Origin of the sequence: Paenibacillus mellifer (genome assembly GCF_023195895.1) — a bacterium.
GTDB lineage: Bacteria > Bacillota > Bacilli > Paenibacillales > Paenibacillaceae > Fontibacillus > Fontibacillus mellifer.
Genome location: NZ_JALPRK010000004.1, coordinates 86787 through 103512, shown reverse-complemented (window position 1 = coordinate 103512; position 16726 = coordinate 86787). Strand labels below are relative to the sequence as shown.

At 49.8% G+C, this 16726-nt stretch carries 18 protein-coding genes; 13 read left to right on the top strand and 5 right to left on the bottom strand.

What is annotated here, in order from left to right:
- Positions 1–9: 9 nt before the first annotated feature.
- Genes M0651_RS06495 through M0651_RS06480 form a run of 4 tightly spaced genes read left to right on the top strand, consistent with a single transcriptional unit; the run spans position 10 to position 2527 of the window.
- Positions 10–501, top strand: a complete 492-nt coding sequence (locus M0651_RS06495; RefSeq protein WP_248551029.1) for an ABC transporter permease — start codon at positions 10–12, stop codon at positions 499–501.
- A 30-nt stretch (positions 502–531) separates the two neighbouring features.
- Positions 532–996 carry a hypothetical protein gene (locus M0651_RS06490; protein ID WP_248551028.1) on the top strand — a complete coding sequence of 155 codons (465 nt, stop codon included), beginning with the start codon at positions 532–534 and terminating at the stop codon, positions 994–996.
- A gap of 9 nt (positions 997–1005) precedes the next feature.
- Positions 1006–1548, top strand: coding sequence for a hypothetical protein (locus M0651_RS06485; RefSeq protein ID WP_248551027.1), 543 nt, complete (start codon positions 1006–1008; stop codon positions 1546–1548).
- A complete protein-coding gene (locus tag M0651_RS06480) occupies positions 1535–2527 on the top strand; it encodes a hypothetical protein (RefSeq protein ID WP_248551026.1) in 993 nt (330 codons plus the stop codon). Before M0651_RS06485 ends, M0651_RS06480 begins: the two co-directional genes overlap by 14 nt.
- Before the next feature lie 65 nt (positions 2528–2592).
- On the opposite strand, the gene M0651_RS06475 is transcribed toward M0651_RS06480, so the two are convergent.
- Complete coding sequence (locus M0651_RS06475) at positions 2593–3342, bottom strand: SDR family NAD(P)-dependent oxidoreductase (RefSeq protein ID WP_248551025.1); 750 nt, start codon at positions 3340–3342, stop codon at positions 2593–2595.
- Between the two features lie 142 nt (positions 3343–3484).
- Between M0651_RS06475 and M0651_RS06470 the strand changes: the two genes are divergently transcribed.
- The 3 genes from M0651_RS06470 to M0651_RS06460 all read left to right on the top strand — a co-directional run bounded on the left by M0651_RS06470 (position 3485) and on the right by M0651_RS06460 (position 6225).
- Positions 3485–4363 carry a LysR family transcriptional regulator gene (locus M0651_RS06470; RefSeq protein ID WP_248551024.1) on the top strand — a complete coding sequence of 293 codons (879 nt, stop codon included), beginning with the start codon at positions 3485–3487 and terminating at the stop codon, positions 4361–4363.
- A 35-nt stretch (positions 4364–4398) separates the two neighbouring features.
- Positions 4399–5451 (top strand): MoeB/ThiF family adenylyltransferase, encoded by a 1053-nt coding sequence (locus M0651_RS06465; protein WP_248551023.1) that lies wholly within the window; start codon positions 4399–4401, stop codon positions 5449–5451.
- A 96-nt stretch (positions 5452–5547) separates the two neighbouring features.
- Complete coding sequence (locus tag M0651_RS06460; protein ID WP_248551022.1) at positions 5548–6225, top strand: response regulator transcription factor; 678 nt, start codon at positions 5548–5550, stop codon at positions 6223–6225.
- Positions 6226–6343: 118 nt separating this feature from the next.
- Here M0651_RS06460 and M0651_RS06455 read toward each other — a convergent pair whose 3' ends face one another.
- Positions 6344–6853: a C40 family peptidase gene (locus M0651_RS06455; RefSeq protein WP_248551021.1), complete on the bottom strand. Its 510-nt coding sequence runs from the start codon at positions 6851–6853 to the stop codon at positions 6344–6346.
- 281 nt (positions 6854–7134) lie between these two features.
- Positions 7135–7776, bottom strand: a complete 642-nt coding sequence (locus tag M0651_RS06450) for a thiamine diphosphokinase (protein ID WP_248551020.1) — start codon at positions 7774–7776, stop codon at positions 7135–7137.
- Between the two features lie 145 nt (positions 7777–7921).
- Between M0651_RS06450 and M0651_RS06445 the strand changes: the two genes are divergently transcribed.
- Positions 7922–8608 (top strand): trimeric intracellular cation channel family protein, encoded by a 687-nt coding sequence (locus M0651_RS06445; RefSeq protein WP_248551019.1) that lies wholly within the window; start codon positions 7922–7924, stop codon positions 8606–8608.
- Positions 8609–8710: 102 nt separating this feature from the next.
- Here M0651_RS06445 and M0651_RS06440 read toward each other — a convergent pair whose 3' ends face one another.
- Complete coding sequence (locus M0651_RS06440; RefSeq protein WP_248551018.1) at positions 8711–9436, bottom strand: alpha/beta hydrolase; 726 nt, start codon at positions 9434–9436, stop codon at positions 8711–8713.
- A gap of 258 nt (positions 9437–9694) precedes the next feature.
- On the opposite strand from M0651_RS06440, the gene pdhA reads away from it, so the two are divergent.
- From pdhA to M0651_RS06410, 5 genes are all read left to right on the top strand, one after another.
- Positions 9695–10762 carry a pyruvate dehydrogenase (acetyl-transferring) E1 component subunit alpha gene (pdhA, locus tag M0651_RS06435; protein WP_248551017.1) on the top strand — a complete coding sequence of 356 codons (1068 nt, stop codon included), beginning with the start codon at positions 9695–9697 and terminating at the stop codon, positions 10760–10762.
- Between the two features lie 49 nt (positions 10763–10811).
- The gene (locus tag M0651_RS06430; protein ID WP_248551015.1) at positions 10812–11792 is read left to right on the top strand and encodes an alpha-ketoacid dehydrogenase subunit beta; all 981 of its coding nucleotides are present in this window, start codon (positions 10812–10814) and stop codon (positions 11790–11792) included.
- Positions 11793–11882: 90 nt separating this feature from the next.
- Complete coding sequence (locus M0651_RS06420) at positions 11883–13505, top strand: 2-oxo acid dehydrogenase subunit E2 (RefSeq protein ID WP_308195469.1); 1623 nt, start codon at positions 11883–11885, stop codon at positions 13503–13505.
- A gap of 3 nt (positions 13506–13508) precedes the next feature.
- A complete protein-coding gene (lpdA, locus tag M0651_RS06415; protein WP_248551014.1) occupies positions 13509–14924 on the top strand; it encodes a dihydrolipoyl dehydrogenase in 1416 nt (471 codons plus the stop codon).
- Positions 14925–15094: 170 nt separating this feature from the next.
- Positions 15095–15850 carry a carbonic anhydrase family protein gene (locus M0651_RS06410; protein WP_248551013.1) on the top strand — a complete coding sequence of 252 codons (756 nt, stop codon included), beginning with the start codon at positions 15095–15097 and terminating at the stop codon, positions 15848–15850.
- Here M0651_RS06410 and M0651_RS06405 read toward each other — a convergent pair.
- Positions 15847–16671: a class I SAM-dependent methyltransferase gene (locus M0651_RS06405; RefSeq protein ID WP_248551012.1), complete on the bottom strand. Its 825-nt coding sequence runs from the start codon at positions 16669–16671 to the stop codon at positions 15847–15849. The two genes, M0651_RS06410 and M0651_RS06405, sit on opposite strands and share 4 nt — an antisense overlap.
- Between the last annotated feature and the right edge of the window lie 55 nt (positions 16672–16726).

Here is a 16726-nt window from a genome sequence, read left to right as displayed (position 1 = left end):
CACTTATCGATGAATAACGCATCATCCGCTTTAAAAGTCGCGGCCGGTATCTTTTTGACAATTGCTTTGATTACGATTGTAGTCATTTTGTTCGTTTCTGCGCAGGAAGCCACCAAAACGGCGCAGAACAGCTTCTCCGACATTCAGACCGAATTGTCCCAAGCTTCATTTACCGTATATGATGACACGACGGTCAGCGGATCACAGGTCACGAATGCGCTTAGGAAGTTTAAGGATCGTGATCAATTCGGGATTATGGTGAAAACCGGGAAAAACAGCGGCGGGGAATGGTACGGGGATGTACTGATCATCAATGAGCCCGAAACCTCGGAACGTTACGGTTCCGTCAACGGGCAAAGCTACGCCGCGATCAGTGATGCCTGGAACGAACGGCTGAATGAATATGTCAATCCCAGCGGCAAATTCAAGGCAAAAGTGGTCAAGGACAGTTCGAATGTGGTCCGAGGATTGATTTTTACGCAAACAACGCTCATCCCGTGAGTATGCCGTGGTTGGGAGGTACAGGGTTAGATGATTAATCATGTGAAAAGTCTGGTTTGGCTGCTCTTCTCCGTTAGTACTTTTCTGGCGGCCACCTTGTATACGCTTGAAATCGGGAAGGATCAAAATGGATCCTACGATGTGATGGCCATACAGCTGCACGGCGTTGGGCGAAGCGTTTATGCCCATGAGGGGAAGGATTCTGTCCGGGTAACGGCGGGGAACTCCGGCGATGACGAGCTGCTGGAATTGACGAGTGAAATTTATACAGGGAATGAAATTTTGCATCGTCTTCCGGACTGGATTGAACTCGGCGTAACCATCGAAGTGGAAGGCGAAATTTTGAACGCCACCCTGCTGGGACCGCTGGAGGACGAACTGGAACAAAGCCGCAAGCGCGCCTTATCCGTACTGGAGCTGCGGGAGGAATATACCTCGGAACGTGTGTACAATTCTACCGGGAAAGAGATACGCGTAATTTTTAGCAGAAAGTAGGTGGCAGGAATGGTTAACGCCTTGTCCAAAATTACGGCCGCGCTGCTTGCCGTGCTGCTCCTATTTCTGTTTCCAGCATTACAAGCGGCTCAGCGACAGGAGGATATCCGGTATTTGGCAGCTTATCGTACACTGGTTCAGTTTACGGATGCGGTTCGGAACAAAGGGGTTGTGACTCCAACGATGTATGAGGATTTTGTCCGCGAAATTGAAATCACCGGGGGAGGGTACGAGGTTGAATTGGAACACCGGCATAAAAGTTATCATCCGGAATACGCCGATCCGGCCGACCCCACGACTTTCCTGAATGACTTTAGCGTCGTCTACGACGCATTTTATACTTCGGATATCTTGCAGGTGATGTTTCCAGCTGGAACTGGGCAAAAAAGAGACACCTACGTGCTTCAGGAAGGCGATTTCTTCGCCGTCACGGTTGTGGATCGTTCTCGCGGCCCCTTTGATATTCTATCGGAGTTTCTATATAACGGCGCCGGCAGAGACAATCCATCTCTCTTAACCTATGGGGGCATGGTGTTAAATGAAGATTACTGACTGGGCTATTCTCTTTGTGTTGATCGTCGTCCCGATCCTTTGGCTGAGCGGTCAACGAGTGGAGGATCTACGGGAAGTGAACCGTCTTGAAACTCGTTATACCGCTGCAATCCGTACGGCTGTTCAAGATGCGGCGGTTGCGCTGAATCGGAACGAGCTCCAACAATTCGAGAGCGGGTATGGATCGGCGAAATGGATGCGTGCGGATAAGGAACAAGCGTTGGCCGCGTTGCTCCAGAGCTTGTACCTAAACTTTGGCGTCGCCGACGATCCAGTAGGACAGCAGGTGATCCTCGGCTATATTCCGGCAGTAGTCGTCATGGATTATGATGGCTATTACTTGTATGCGGCGGACTATGAAGGGGGTAAAGATTCGAACGCCTACCATTGGCAGGACAAGAAGCCTTATACCTACTCAGATAGGGAAGGGAACAGCATCGCCTTTACTTTGGACAGGAATGTGACGGCGTATGATGCTGCCGCAGACCGCTGGGTTAACGGGCTGCAATCCGAGGTTAAGTCGGAAGTCGCCATTCCACTGCTTCAAGACGATGAACAATTTGAGGCTGTCCGCCGTGCGACGATCGTCCGCCAGATTGAAGAGGATTTGGCCCAAACGATCCGCAATCATAATTTGCTCGCAGTGAAACTTGGCGTAAACTACACTTTTACGCTGCCGGTCATCGCACAGGAGGAGTGGAATAACACGCTGAATGATGTTGGGATTCTGGTGTTTCTGCAAGGCATTCCAGTTGGAGATCACCATTACAACAACTATGCGATAGGCGGGGGGAGACTGGATCGAACACCGGCAATTCTGGGAGCCGTTGATCTACTGACAGGGATGAAATACTATTATCGAGCGTCTTGCTCTGGAGCCCAGGGGTTAGGTTACCGCGAGGAGGAAATTTTCTCCGATGAACGCGAGGCGGTCAAAAACGGATATTTTCCTTTGAAGTGTCAGACAAACGACCCATAAGCGAATACATAAATGCTGACGAAGAGGCCGTCGTATTGATAAGGTCCCTTCGTCAGCGATTGTGGTTATTTGAAGGAGGCATATCCTTCGTCTGCCATAACGACGCTGCCGTTAATCGCACTAGCCTCGTCCAGCGTCAACAAGTATACGGTATCGGCCACTTGTTCCGGCAAAGTCAATTTGTTGCCCATCACTTTGGATTTCATCGAATCGATCATGCCCTTGTCTTTATACCCTTGGATGATCGGCGTGTCGACGGCTCCAGGCGCTACGGCAATGACGCGGATGCCCCAGTCCGCCATTTCCAGAGCGGCGGATTTGGTCATCATGATGACGGCACCTTTAGAAGCATGGTATGCGAAGGTGCCGGGGGACGCGAGGAAGCCGAACACCGATGCGGTATTGATGATTACCCCTTTGATGCCCAGCTCACGCATTTTCTTACCTGCGGCGATGATTCCGTATGCAACGCCATGCTGGTTCACCTGGATAACGTTATGATAATCGTTTAGATCTTGGTCCAGCACCGGAGTGACTCGGCCGATCCCGGCATTATTGAACATAATATCGATTCTTCCGTACGTCTCCACAGCTCGTTCCACCAAACTCTCGACATCTTCATATCTGGAAACATCCGTTTTGACGAAGATCGCTTTGCCTCCATTCGCAATAATTTGGTCTGCTACCGCTTGACCGCCAGCTTCATTAAAATCTGCCACAACAACGCGATCCCCTTTAGAGGCAAACTTGTAAGCGGTTTCCTTTCCGATTCCACTTGCTCCCCCAGTCACGATGGCTACTCTATTTTGTTGCATGAGCGTTCTCCTGCCTTTCTTTGATATTTAGTAGGTTCTGTACTATGATTGTAACAAAAGTCATTGTTAAACAAAATTTATATATAATTAGTATCAGATAAGAATTACTTAAGAAGTTGCTCGAAAAGAGGGAGGGGATTCCGTGAACCTGGAGCAGTTAGAGTATATTGTAGATGTGGCAAAAACAAGATCGCTGACGAAAACGGCGCAAAACGCCCATGTTACGTTATCTGCAGTTAGTCAGTCCATCTCATTACTCGAATCGGAACTGGGACTCGTCTTATTCAATCGCTCACGAGGTATTGGCGCTGTTCCAACCCCAGAGGGACAGTCGATTATTGGAAGGGCAGCGGAGATACTAACGAAGCTTGAAGCCCTTCGTTCCGAAGCCAACTCCTACAGTGACAGGCTGAGCGGCGAGTTGATCATCGCCACGATCCCCGGCCCGATGCATTTATTGATGGAGGCGATCGCAGGTTTCAGGAAGGACTACCCTGAGGTCAAGGTCCGTATCTTCGAGCAAGGCCCCAAAGAAATTCTCGATGAATTGCAAAGCGGGGGGATCGATCTCGGCTTTATCGCGTTAACCTCGGATCTTCTGGCACACCACAAAACGTTACATTATGAAAAGCTTTATACTGGAAAAATGGTTGTTGGTGTACCTAAGACTTCATTGCTGGCGCAGGAGCGGTCGATCCAACCGGAACAGCTTCTCGGATATTCTCTTGTGCTGTATTACGATGAGCATATTCGTAATTACTTAACTACTAGACTCGCAGAATACGGAGCCCCGGATATCTTGTTCGCTACCAATAATATTCAAGCGATTCAAAGCGCTGTGAGGGAGGGGCTTGCACTTACGGTCGGAGTGGATTATTCTTTCGAAAGCGGCGGGCAAGCGGATATCGTTCCGGTCGAGTTAGATCTGCCGGGTTTTGGGCCGGTGTATTACGGTTGGGCGCTCCCTAAAGGAAAACATGCCTCGACCATCACCACACGTTTTGTACGCCGGCTACAATAAGATTAAGGATAGGACCAGTGGAGAGGAGATTCAGGATGGCTATCGATCAGGATCATCATAAGAACCAACCGGACCGTTATTCGCGGCAAAGGTTGTTTACTCCTATTGGCAATGCTGGACAAGACAAGCTTGCAATGGCGAAGGTACTGATCGTCGGTGCGGGAGCGCTTGGCACCGGCATCGCAGAGACACTAGTGCGCGCGGGAGTGGGCCATCTCGTGATCGCCGACCGGGATTACGTGGAATGGAGCAATTTGCAGCGACAGCAGTTATTTTCTGAAGCGGATGCGGCCTTGCGTGTGCCGAAAGCGATTGCTGCCGAGCGGCGATTAGCCGCGATTAACAGTCAGGTACGCATCAACGCCCATGTAGTGGACGTCGACCCGGAAGAACTAAATGAACTAATCGCGGGTGTCGATTTGATTATGGACGCCACAGATAATTTCGATACCAGATTGATGATCAATGATATCTCGCAAAAATATCGCATTCCGTGGGTTTATGGCGGTTGCGTCGGAAGTTACGGTATTACCTACACGATTCTGCCTGGCGAGACGCCTTGCCTCAACTGCCTGTTGGGTACCGTACCGCTCGGCGGGGATACCTGCGACACGGTTGGCGTGATACCACCGGCCGTTCAGATGGTTGTGGCTCATCAAACGACGGAAGCGTTAAAGCTGTTGACCGGGCATTCCGAAGCCCTTCGCGGCACGCTCTTGACCTTTGATCTGTGGCGGAACGAACAAGCTTCAATCAAGGTAGGGTCCGCCAAGCGGGACGATTGCCTGTCCTGCGGAAACGGAGCAACTTTCCCTTATTTGTCCGCTTCCAGTCATCGGAAAACGGAAGTGCTCTGTGGGAGAGATACGGTACAGATTCGACCTGCAATTAAACGAAACATTCATCTGGAAGCGATGGCGGAGAAGTTGAATCGTTTGCAGGAGGGTGAGGTAGAGATCAATCCGTTTTTACTTTCCTTTAAGATAGACGAACGCCGGTTGGTCCTGTTCACGGATGGGCGAGCGCTGATTCACGGCACGCAAGATCCGGTCGAAGCCAGAACCATCTATGACCGATATTTAGGATAAAGTAAAGCGTATGGGTTCCGAAAGGGCCGAATGGTTTGACGTTGGAATGACCATCTTATTAATGGATTAGCAGATGCAGCTTAAGGTGGTCGCGCGATGAAAAGGTATATCATACTTGTATTGGAGGATCCTGCCGAGGGGGAGCGAATCAAAGCTGGACTGGAGGAAGCCGGTTATCGGATCAGCTGGAGGCAGAACGAAACAGGTATTCTTCGAACGCTGGAAGAAGATCTTCCAGACTTGCTGCTGCTCGGTACGGATTTACCGAACGAAGCCTCGTCGGTCTTGCAAGAGGAAATTGGACGGTTTGCTCCGTTTCCAATCCTACTTCTGCTGAAGGAGTGGAACACGGATGCGGTCGTCGCCGGCTTTGCCAGGGGAGCCAACGATGTCGTACAGGTTACGGTCCCTATGGCGGAACTGTATGCCCGAATTGGCCATTTGATTTCTTTGTTCAAACGGTTGGGTGACGGTTCCTTAACCGAATTGTCGTTCGAGGATTTACGGATGGAGCTGCGCAGTCGCAAAGCGTGGAGGGACGGGGAGTCCATCAAATTGACGCCTAAGGAATTCGATTTGCTGCTTTTTCTAATGAAACGCGCGGGGAAAGTGTGCGGGCGGGAGATGATCCTGCAGCAAGTATGGGGTTATGACTTTGCCACTGGAACGAATGTAGTCGATGTCTATATTCGTCATTTGCGCAAAAAAATAGACAGCGGTCATACCAAGAAATTGCTGCATACGATACGCGGCACCGGATACATGCTTGGTTAAAATAACAATAACAAATAACCCGGATATAAGCATTCCAGGTTATCTTGGGATCAAAAAGCCGCTGCGATCCATTGATCAAAGCAACGACTTCTTGAATTTGTAATATGGGCTTGTCCGACTACAGGACGCGACGAGCCTTCAGGTAGGTTCTCTTCCAGGTGCCCGAATTCAGATTGGAGATCGTTACGCCTGGCTTACCGTAAGTGTGTATAATCTTTCCACTACCCATGTAGATCGCCACATGGGTTACGTTTCTTCCGTTCGCCCGGCTGCCGCTGGAGAAGAACACCAAATCGCCGGCTTTCAGATTCGACTTCGAAACGGCATAACCCGCTTTAGCTTGCGCAGCCGAAGTACGTGGCAAAGTGACGCCGTACTTTTTGAATACATATTTCGTAAACGAAGAGCAGTCGAATACTCTAGTCGTTGAAGTGGATGCTCCGAATTTATAAGGTCTGCCCAAAAAATTCTTACCATAGTTTACAACCTGCGTTCCTTTCGAAACGGCGGTGCTTGTAGCCGATTGGGCTTGTACAGGTTCAGCCCCGCTTGCAAGCAGTGTGCTGAAACCGATGGCGGACGCCAGCCCGACCGTCAATACTTTTTGGAAAAGAGTATGTTTATTCATCATGTAGTACCTCCAAAGTGATTGTTTGTTAACCGGTTCGTAAATGAAGTATAACAGATCTGTAATCTCCTAAATGTTGGTATGATCTCCTAAAAACCTTATGCCCCAACGGTTTGACCGTGATTATTAAAATAACATTAAAGTTTACATTTTTTTAAGATATCGAGATTTTTCTTAAAAATTGAAATGGAAAAAACCCTTGAAAACTCAAGGGTTTTTTCATGTTTTTCATATTTCAAAATCATTTCAAAAAGGTTACAAAAATGAAATAAATGAAGAAGCTAATCTCGACTTTGTATGATTAGCAGCCATCCTTCCCCAACAGTTACCGTCCCGATGGGAGACACGAATTGATTGCTCACCGCCAGGGATTGTCCAATCCGCAGGGTGGCGTTATGTAAGGGATAGAGGAAACCATTCAGCGTAATGCCGGTTACGACTGGGGTAAGCGGGAGAAGAGAGACATAGGTGTATCCGTGATCCACGACCTGGCTGACAGATCCACACAACGTGATGTAATTGTACTCATCCCAAATGGCACAGGTAATCCCTTGTTCCGCCGCGGGCAGCAGCATATGCAGATTGGCCAGCGTATGATCCAAACGGGTTCCAATCACACCGGTCAACACGATTTCAGCCGGGTTTCTCCGCACGGCATGTTCAAAGGCCAGCTCCGTATCCGTCAAATCTTTATTTATGGGATCGCATACTAGAGTTTCTTTACTATATGTACGAATTAGATTCAGTTCTTCCTGACTTACGGAATCGAAATCGCCTACCGCCAAATCCGGCTTCATTCCATGTTCAACTAGAAATAAGGCTCCACGGTCAGCGCCGATTAGAATATCGTCCGGACGAACCTCCCGAAGCATTCCCGGATCTAAGCGCCCGCCGGCAAAAATAAGAACCCGGTTCACGGTCATTTCTATTCCTTCCTTTCACGAAAAAGAAATCTATTGCTTCAATAGTATAATTCAGATTTTAGGGTTGCACAATTTCACCCTGTGGGCCTACAATGAGGATTGATGAAATGAAGCTGACAGAGAAAGGCAGAGAAGGACAGAAGAGATGCATATCTTTGATATTTTTAGCATCATCGGGACAGTGGCTTTCGCGATGTCCGGCGCGTTCGTGGCCATGGAAGAAGAATATGACATCCTTGGCGTGTTGGTGTTGGGTTTGGTCACGGCTTTTGGCGGCGGGATTATCCGCAACGTATTGATTGGCGTCCCGGTTACGACGTTATGGGCGCAAGGGGATTTGATATTGCTGGCCGTATTGTCGGTGTTTGTCGCTTTCGTGCTTCCGATGCCGTGGGTTCGTCACTGGAAGCGGACGGAGGTTTTGTTTGATGCCATCGGTTTGTCGGCTTTTGCCATCCAAGGGGCGTTATACGCGACAGAGATGAAGCATCCGATGAGCGCAGTGTTGGTTGCAGCGGTACTGACAGGCATCGGAGGAGGGATCATCCGAGATCTGCTGGCGGGGCGGAAGCCGCTGGTGCTGCGAGATGAAATTTATGCCGTGTGGGCCATGTTGGTGGGTCTGGCGATTGGCATGGGATGGTTTGGCTCGACAGTGGAGTTAATTCTGCTGTTTGTGGCCGTGGTTTTTTTCCGAATGCTGTCGGTCCATTATAAATGGAAACTGCCTCGACGATCATTGGCAACGGGAGATATTTATATCAGAACGGAGGCGAGCTCGGAGCCAACTCCCGAGCAGCGGGCGGTAGTACCGGCGGATCGGACTCCTTAACGCAGTCAGGCAGAAATGAACAGACACCAAGAGAGGCTGTCCTTAGTAGATGGAAGTTCTACGTTGGGCAGCCTCTGGTTTTATAACGTTATGAAAGCGCTATTATAGAAAATGTACTATCGCGTCGGGCAACTCTTGTTGCCAAAACCCCCATAAATGTTTGCCGTCCTTCTCGAAGTAGGCGACTTGGGCGCCGCGTTCCTCCAGCAGCGATTTCGCCTTGCGGTTCAATTCGACAAAATTATAGGTCCCCGTATCGGTGGTATAATGATCCTCCTGTAATCCCACGATCATGAAGAGCGACAAATAGGAAAGGTCGGTCTCCTGAGCAAGGATATTCAGGGAAGGTTCATAGTAAGCACCGGACAAGCTAATGATTTTGGAAAACAGTTCCGGGTTTTTCATAGCAAGATGAAGGGAGACGGTTGCCCCTAATGAATCCCCGGCCAGCACCCTTTCCGCAGGTTCGCGGCGAACCGGATAATTGCGTTCGATAAAGGGAATAATTTCTTCCGTAAAACAGCGCGTATAGGCGTCAAAGCGATTTCCGAACGGGGCGTATTCCTCCGTGCGCACGGCGACGTTCACCTCCACGCCTACAATAATGAAAGGCTCGAGGCCTTCATCCAGAATCAGGCGATTGGCGTGAGTCGCGATGCGACCGAAGTTGAAGAATTCTTCGCCGTCCTGACAGTAAATGACGGGATAACTAAGAATTTCGTTGTACCCAGGAGGAAGGTAAACACGCAGGTAACGTTTTTCCCCTAAGAACTGGCTTTGAATTTCCTCTTTAATGATGGTTCGTTTCAAATAATTCGAATCCGTCATGGTTCTACACACACTCCCGGTTGGATGGATTTTGCTTTTGCCTGTTGAATCAAGTAACATTTACCGTGAAATAGAGATAACGATAGCTTACCACAATATGGGTTTGTGTTATACTATTTTTGAAAAACTGTTACATACACAAAAATAAAATTATAACACAATAATCCTTAATTCCTTTGACTTCTAGAATGAAACAGGAGTATAATAATTCTATAACAGAGGAACAAGTTAATCAAATTTTCAGTCGAGGTGAAAAAAATGAGCAAGATTCCTTATGAAGTATACACGGAAGAAGTTGAAGCTTTGACCGTGCTCTCGCCAGACGGTGAAATCGTTAACAAAGATAAAGTGCCGGCATTGTCCGACGATCAATTGAAAGAACTGATGTATCGCATGGTATTTACGCGTACTTGGGACGAACGTGCGATCAACTTGGGCCGCCAGGGCCGCCTCGGATTTTATGCACCGGTGTCCGGACAAGAAGCAACCATGGTAGGCAGTGAATTTGCCCTGGACAAAAACGACTTTGTTTGCCCGGGTTACCGCGATATGCCTCAGCTCGTATGGCATGGTCTTCCGCTGTATCAAGCTTTCCTGTATTCCCGCGGTCATCAACACGGCGGACAAATTCCGGAAGGCGTCAACGTACTTATGCCTCAAATCATTATCGGCGCTCAAGTGTTGCACGCGATGGGGATCGCGATGGGCTTCAAGCTCAAGAAGCAAAAACAAGTGGCCATTACTTATACCGGTGACGGCGGTTCTTCGGAAGGCGATTTCTACGAAGCGCTGAACTACGCTGGAGTGTTCAAACTGCCGGTTATTTTCTTCGTGCAAAATAACGGTTACGCCATCACCACACCATTCGCGAAACAAACCGCAGCCTTGTCGATCGCTCATAAAGCTGTCGCTGCCGGGATCCGCGGCGTAAAAATCGACGGGATGGACGTGTTTGCCGTCATCAGTGCGGTGCAGGAAGCTGCTGAACGCGCTCGTAACGGCGAAGGCGCTACTTTGATTGAAGCGGTCACTTATCGGTTCCGTCCGCACTCCCTGTCTGACGATACTTCGAAATATCGGACGAAGGAAGAAGAAGGACAATGGAACGAGAAAGACCCTATCGCTCGCTTGGCTAAATATCTGGAGAAGAAAGGTCTTTGGACCGAAGAAGATACCGCTCGGGTGAAAGAAGAAGCAAAAGCGAAAGTCAACGAGCAAATCAAGAAAGCGGAACAAACGGAGAAAATGACGATTCCAGGCCTGATCGACAGCATGTTCGAACAAACACCGAAGCACCTGGAAGAGCAAAAGGCCGATTTTCAATAATACGTACGTGTAAACTAGTCTGATCGTTCTATAGAGGAGGATACAAGCAATGGCACAAATGAATATGAAAGAAGCGATTCGCGACGCCATGCGCGTCGAACTGCAACGCGATCCAAACGTTCTGATTTTCGGCGAAGACGTAGGTAATGTCGGTGGGGTATTCCGCGTAACAGAAGGCCTGCAGAAAGAATTCGGGGAAGAGCGCGTCATGGATACACCGCTGGCGGAATCGGCCATCGGCGGGATGGCGGTAGGTCTGGGGATTCAAGGATTCCGTCCGATCGCAGAAATCCAGTTTGTCGGTTTTATTTTCGAAGCTTTGGACCAAATTCTCGTACAAGCGGCCCGGATGCGTTACCGTTCCGGCGGACGTTACCACGCTCCAGTCGTGTTCCGCACCCCGTTTGGCGGCGGCGTTAAAGCGGCTGAACTGCATACGGACGCCCTGGAAGGTCTGATCGCCCAAACTCCGGGGATCAAGCTGGTTATTCCTTCAAACCCTTACGACGCCAAAGGATTGTTGATCTCGGCGATCCGCGATAACGATCCCGTCTTCTTTATGGAACACTTGAACCTGTACCATGCCTTCCGTGATGAAGTGCCGGAAGGAGAATATACGGTTGAACTGGGCAAAGCCAACATCGTTCGCGAAGGTTCCGACGTAACGATTCTCGCTTATGGCCTCATGGTTCACACGGCTGTGAAAGCAGCGGAAGAATTGGAAAAAACCAAAGGCATCAAAGCCGAAGTCATCGATTTGCGTACGCTCGTGCCACTGGACATCGATACGATAATTGCTTCGGTGAAGAAGACGAATCGTGCCATCATCGTTCAAGAAGCGCAAAAATCGGCCGGTATCGCAGCGGAAGTGATCGCGCAAATCAACGAGAAAGCAATTCTGCACCTTGAAGCTCCTGTGCTTCGTATCGCTCCGCCGGATACCGTATATCCGTTCGCGCAAATCGAAGACCAATGGCTGCCGTCCCCGGCTCGCGTGATCGAGGGCGTTAACAAAGTGCTTGAATTCTAAATCGAAGAACAAAGCTTATGCTTCCGAAGCAAGTTTTGCTCGAAGGTGATTCAAGGCATGGGCTCACAAAACTTTTAGGAGGTCTTTCCTGTGGCTAAGTTTGAATATCGGTTCCCTGAACTGGGCGAAGGCTTGCATGAAGGTGAAATCATCAAAATGCATGTGAAGCCAGGGGACAAAGTAACGGATGAAGATATCATCATGGAGGTACAAAACGACAAAGCCGTCGTTGAAGTGCCATGTCCTGTGAACGGTGTAGTACAAGAAGTGTTCGGTAAAGACGGCGCCGTATTCCGCGTAGGCGATGTGGTCGCCGTGATCGAAGCCGAAGGCGATATTCCTGAACAAGAAGGAGCCCCGGCTTCAGCTGCAGAGGCAAGCGCACCGGTTGCTCCGGCAGCAGCTCCTGCTCCACAAGCGGCCGCTTCCTCATCCAAATTCGAATACCGGTTCCCTGAACTGGGCGAAGGTTTGCATGAAGGCGAAATTATCAAAATGCACATTAAACCAGGTGATAAGGTCACGGACGAAGACATCATTATGGAAGTGCAAAACGACAAGGCCGTCGTGGAAGTTCCTTGCCCGGTCAATGGTACGGTTCTCGAAGTGTTTGGCAAAGACGGCGCGGTATTCCGCGTAGGCGACGTTGTAGCTGTCATTGATGCGGAAGGCGATGTGCCTGAACAGGCCGCTGCTCCAGAGCAAGCGCATGACGCACCTAAGGCCGCTGCTGGTGCGCCGGCTGCAGCCGCAGCTCCGGTCGCTCCAAATCGCGAAGTTCTCGCTACACCTAGCGTACGTAAATATGCTCGTGAGCAAGGTGTGGACTTGTCTCTGGTTCCAGGGACAGGCAAAGCCGGTAAAATCACGAGAGAAGACGTAGATAACTTCAAGAAAGGCGGAGTTTCCGCCGCTGCTCCTGCTCAAGCCGCAGCACCTTCGCAAGCCGCAGCTCCGGCCGCTGCTGCCAAAGCTCCAACTGCCGCTGCACCAACTGCGATTTCTACGGACGGTGAAGAAGAACGCGTACCGTTCAAAGGTATTCGCAAAGCGATTTCTAATGCGATGGTTAAGTCGGCATACACTGCGCCTCATGTTACCATCATGGACGAAGTGGACGTCACCGAATTGGTTGCTTTCCGTACACGGATGAAACCGATCGCCGAGAAGAAGGGCATTAAGGTCACTTATCTTCCATTCATCGTGAAGGCATTGGTTGCCGCTTCCCGTCAATTCCCGGCTCTGAATGCTTCGATTGATGAAGTGAACAATGAGATCGTGTATAAGAAATTCTATAACATCGGGATTGCAACAGACACCGATAATGGTCTGATCGTTCCGGTGATCAAAGATGCGGATCGGAAGAGTATTTGGATGATCGCCGAAGCCATCAAAGACCTTGCATCCCGCGGTCGTGAAGGCAAACTGGCAGCGAACGAGATGAGAGGCAGCACAATCTCGATTACCAACATCGGTTCTGCCGGCGGAATGTTCTTTACACCAATCATCAACTATCCTGAAGTTGCGATCCTTGGCACCGGCCGGATCAGTGAAAAACCGGTTGTCAAAAACGGCGAAATCGTTGCCGCTCCGGTGATGGCTTTGTCTCTCAGCTTTGACCACCGTCTGATCGACGGCGCGACGGCGCAAAACTTTATGAACTATATCAAACAGCTGCTCGCGAACCCTGAGCTGCTCGTTATGGAGGTGTAATCAATGGTAGTAGGAGATGCTTCTCTAGATATTGATACATTAGTTGTCGGTGCAGGTCCCGGCGGATATGTGGCGGCCATTCGTGCCGCCCAGCTCGGGCAAAAAGTGATCATCGTCGACAAATCGGAGCTTGGCGGCGTCTGCTTGAACCGCGGATGTATCCCGTCCAAAGCGCTGATTTCCGCAGCTCACCAATTCGAGTCCGCTCAACATGCCGATGCTTTCGGGATTACGGCAGAGAACGTGAAAGTGGACTTCAAGAAAACGCAAGAATTCAAAAACGGCGTAGTCAAGAAAATGACTCAAGGCGTTGGCGGCTTACTTAAAGGTAACAAAATCGAAGTTTTCAGCGGTGAAGTGATGTTCATCAACGAAAACGAAGCCCGTGCATTCAACGAGCATGAATCGCCGCGTTACCGCTTCAAACATTGCATTCTGGCTACCGGTTCCCGTCCGATCGAATTGAAACCTTTCCCGTTTGGCGGACGCATCTTGTCCTCGACCGAAGCGCTTGAGCTGCAAGAAATTCCGAGCAGCCTCGTCGTTATCGGCGGTGGTTATATCGGTGCCGAACTCGGCCAAATGTTCTCCAAATTTGGCACCAAAGTAACGATCATCGAGGGCATGGATACCGTATTGCCAGGCTTCGACAAAGATATGACCCGTCTGGTTGCCAAGAACATGGCGAAGACCGGCATCGAAATCGTAACGAACGCCAAAGCCGAAAGTGCGGAACAAACCGATAAGAACGTAACGGTGAAATATTCCGTGAACGGCGAAAGCAAAGAAGTGACTGCCGATTACCTGTTGGTCACTGTAGGCCGTCGTCCAAACACCGATGGCGATCTGGGTCTGGATCTGGCTGGCGTGGAGTTGACTGACCGTGGTTTGGTCAAAGTTGACCATCAAGGACGTACCAGCAATCCGAACATCTTTGCGATCGGCGATATCGTGGCTGGCCCTGCGCTTGCGCATAAAGCTTCCTACGAAGGCAAAGTCGCTGCAGAAGCGATCGCAGGACTTCCTTCCGTAGTGGATTACAAAGCAATCCCAGCGGTTGTCTTTACCGATCCAGAATGCTCCAGCGTTGGTTTGACGGAGTCGGAAGCGAAGGAGAAAGGCTTCAAGGTCAAAGCCGGCAAGTTCCCGTTTGCAGGTAACGGTCGCGCGACTTCCTTGAACCAACCAGAAGGCTTCATCAAGATCGTGGCGAATGCAGATAACAACGTGGTGCTCGGCGCGCAAATCGTCGGGATCGAAGCTTCCAACTTGATCGCTGAGTTGGGCCTTGCAGTCGAAATGGGTGCAACCCTCGAAGACATCTCGTTGACCATTCACGCTCACCCAACCTTGGGCGAAATCGTGATGGAAACCGCCGAGCTGGTCGAAGGTCATCCGATTCACGTGATTTCTCGCTAATTTTAGCGATATTATCTCCCACTCCTCCTAAGAGTGGATTAACTCCTAAGTCTATTGGGCAAGACCGTGATTACGGTCTTGCCCTTTTTTTGTATGGAGTATGCCCTCAGTTTCGATGGCAATACTTCATAGAGGTTAAGACTCAATTTTGTGAGGAAGAGGGCATGAGAATGAAGAGAAAAATGTTCATATCCGGAATATTGGTTTTTGTCATGTTGATGGGGGCGCCTACGACATACGCATTTGTTCCAACCGTCGTTGGTGAAAGTGTCCAAGTGGATAAGACTCCCTTTTCTTATGAACATCAAGAGGAGTGGGAGTTTGTATCCGGGAAGATGCAGTCTCCGATTAACATTGAGACCTCCAAGGTTGAGGATTATCTAGGGGATGGCTTGGAGCTAAACTATGACCCGATTGGGACTTATGTCGAAAACAACGGACACAGCATCCAGGTTGGGCTGCGCGGGACGGCAGAGATCGATGACAGGGACTTTACGGTAACGCAACTCCATTTTCATGCGCCAAGTGAGCATACCCTTGATGGCAAGCATTTTCCACTCGAAGGCCATTTCGTGCATCAAGCTCAGGATGGCCGGATTGCGGTCATTGGGGTTATGTATACAACAGGTAAAGAAAATGCGGCCTTCCAGGACATTCTAGATGCGGCCAAAGCGAGCACGAAAGGGAGTAAGGACGTTAAGATTGACGAGCTTAAGGTTACTCGGTTGCTCCCGAAATCGCGAAGCTATTATCATTATCTAGGGTCTCTGACTACGCCGCCTTTGACCGAAAACGTGGAGTGGTATGTCTTGACGGAGAGTGTCCCCATTTCAAAAGAACAATTAAAAGAGTTCCAACGGTATTACGATCATAATAACCGTGACATTCAAGAACTGAATGACCGGAAAGTTTTTAAGTGGGATTAATTTGATTTAACGCCGAGCCGCATCCGGTAACCGAACAGGATGTTGCGGATCTCTCCGCCAAATACTCGTCTTACCTGATCGCGAAATTGCTCGGCTGCGGAGGCGATCTCGTCTGCGCCTAATTTCAAAGCCGTTTGAAGGCCGCCTTGACTGAGGGCCAGATTCGCAAATCGATCGGCGTCACAGCTCTCCCAGTGGTGAAAAACGATTTCTCGGGAAAATCGGAACAGACCGCTCTTTTGGATTTGCTGCAAGTGCTGGTTTTTGGGCCACTTAAAGGCTTCCTTTCCGGTTTCAATGAGTTCGCTTGCTCGTTTCTCAGCGACCTGTACAAGTTTCTCATACGCTTGATCGAGCTCTGGCGAAGCGGCCGGAGGCCAATCGCAGTCGTATGCGGCAAAGATGCCCCCAGGGCGCAACACCCGAGCGAACTCTTGCAGTGTCGGCTGCGGATCCATCCAGTGAAACGATTGAGAGCAAGTGACCAGATCGACGGAAGAGGGTTCCAGCGGCAATTCGGTGGACAAGCCTTTGACGAATTGAAGTTGTGACGGGCTGTTTCTTTCCCGCCAGTGATTCATCGCTACGGCGCGCATATCGTCATTCGGTTCAATCCCGATGATTTGCTTCGCATGATCAAGCCAGGCAAAAGAAGAGAGTCCGGTACCGCAACCGACATCCGCGACAACCTCTGGAGAGTGCCCCAAATACATCTTAAGGATGTTGATGAGGTCAACCGGTGCCTTAGGGCGGCTTTGATCATACAGATCGCCGAACCCGCTGAAACGATCTACGTTATTTTGGCGGACTTGTTCGCTCATTTGATGATCTCCTTTTCGATGGAAAGATAGATGTACGTACCGATTATACCGCAAA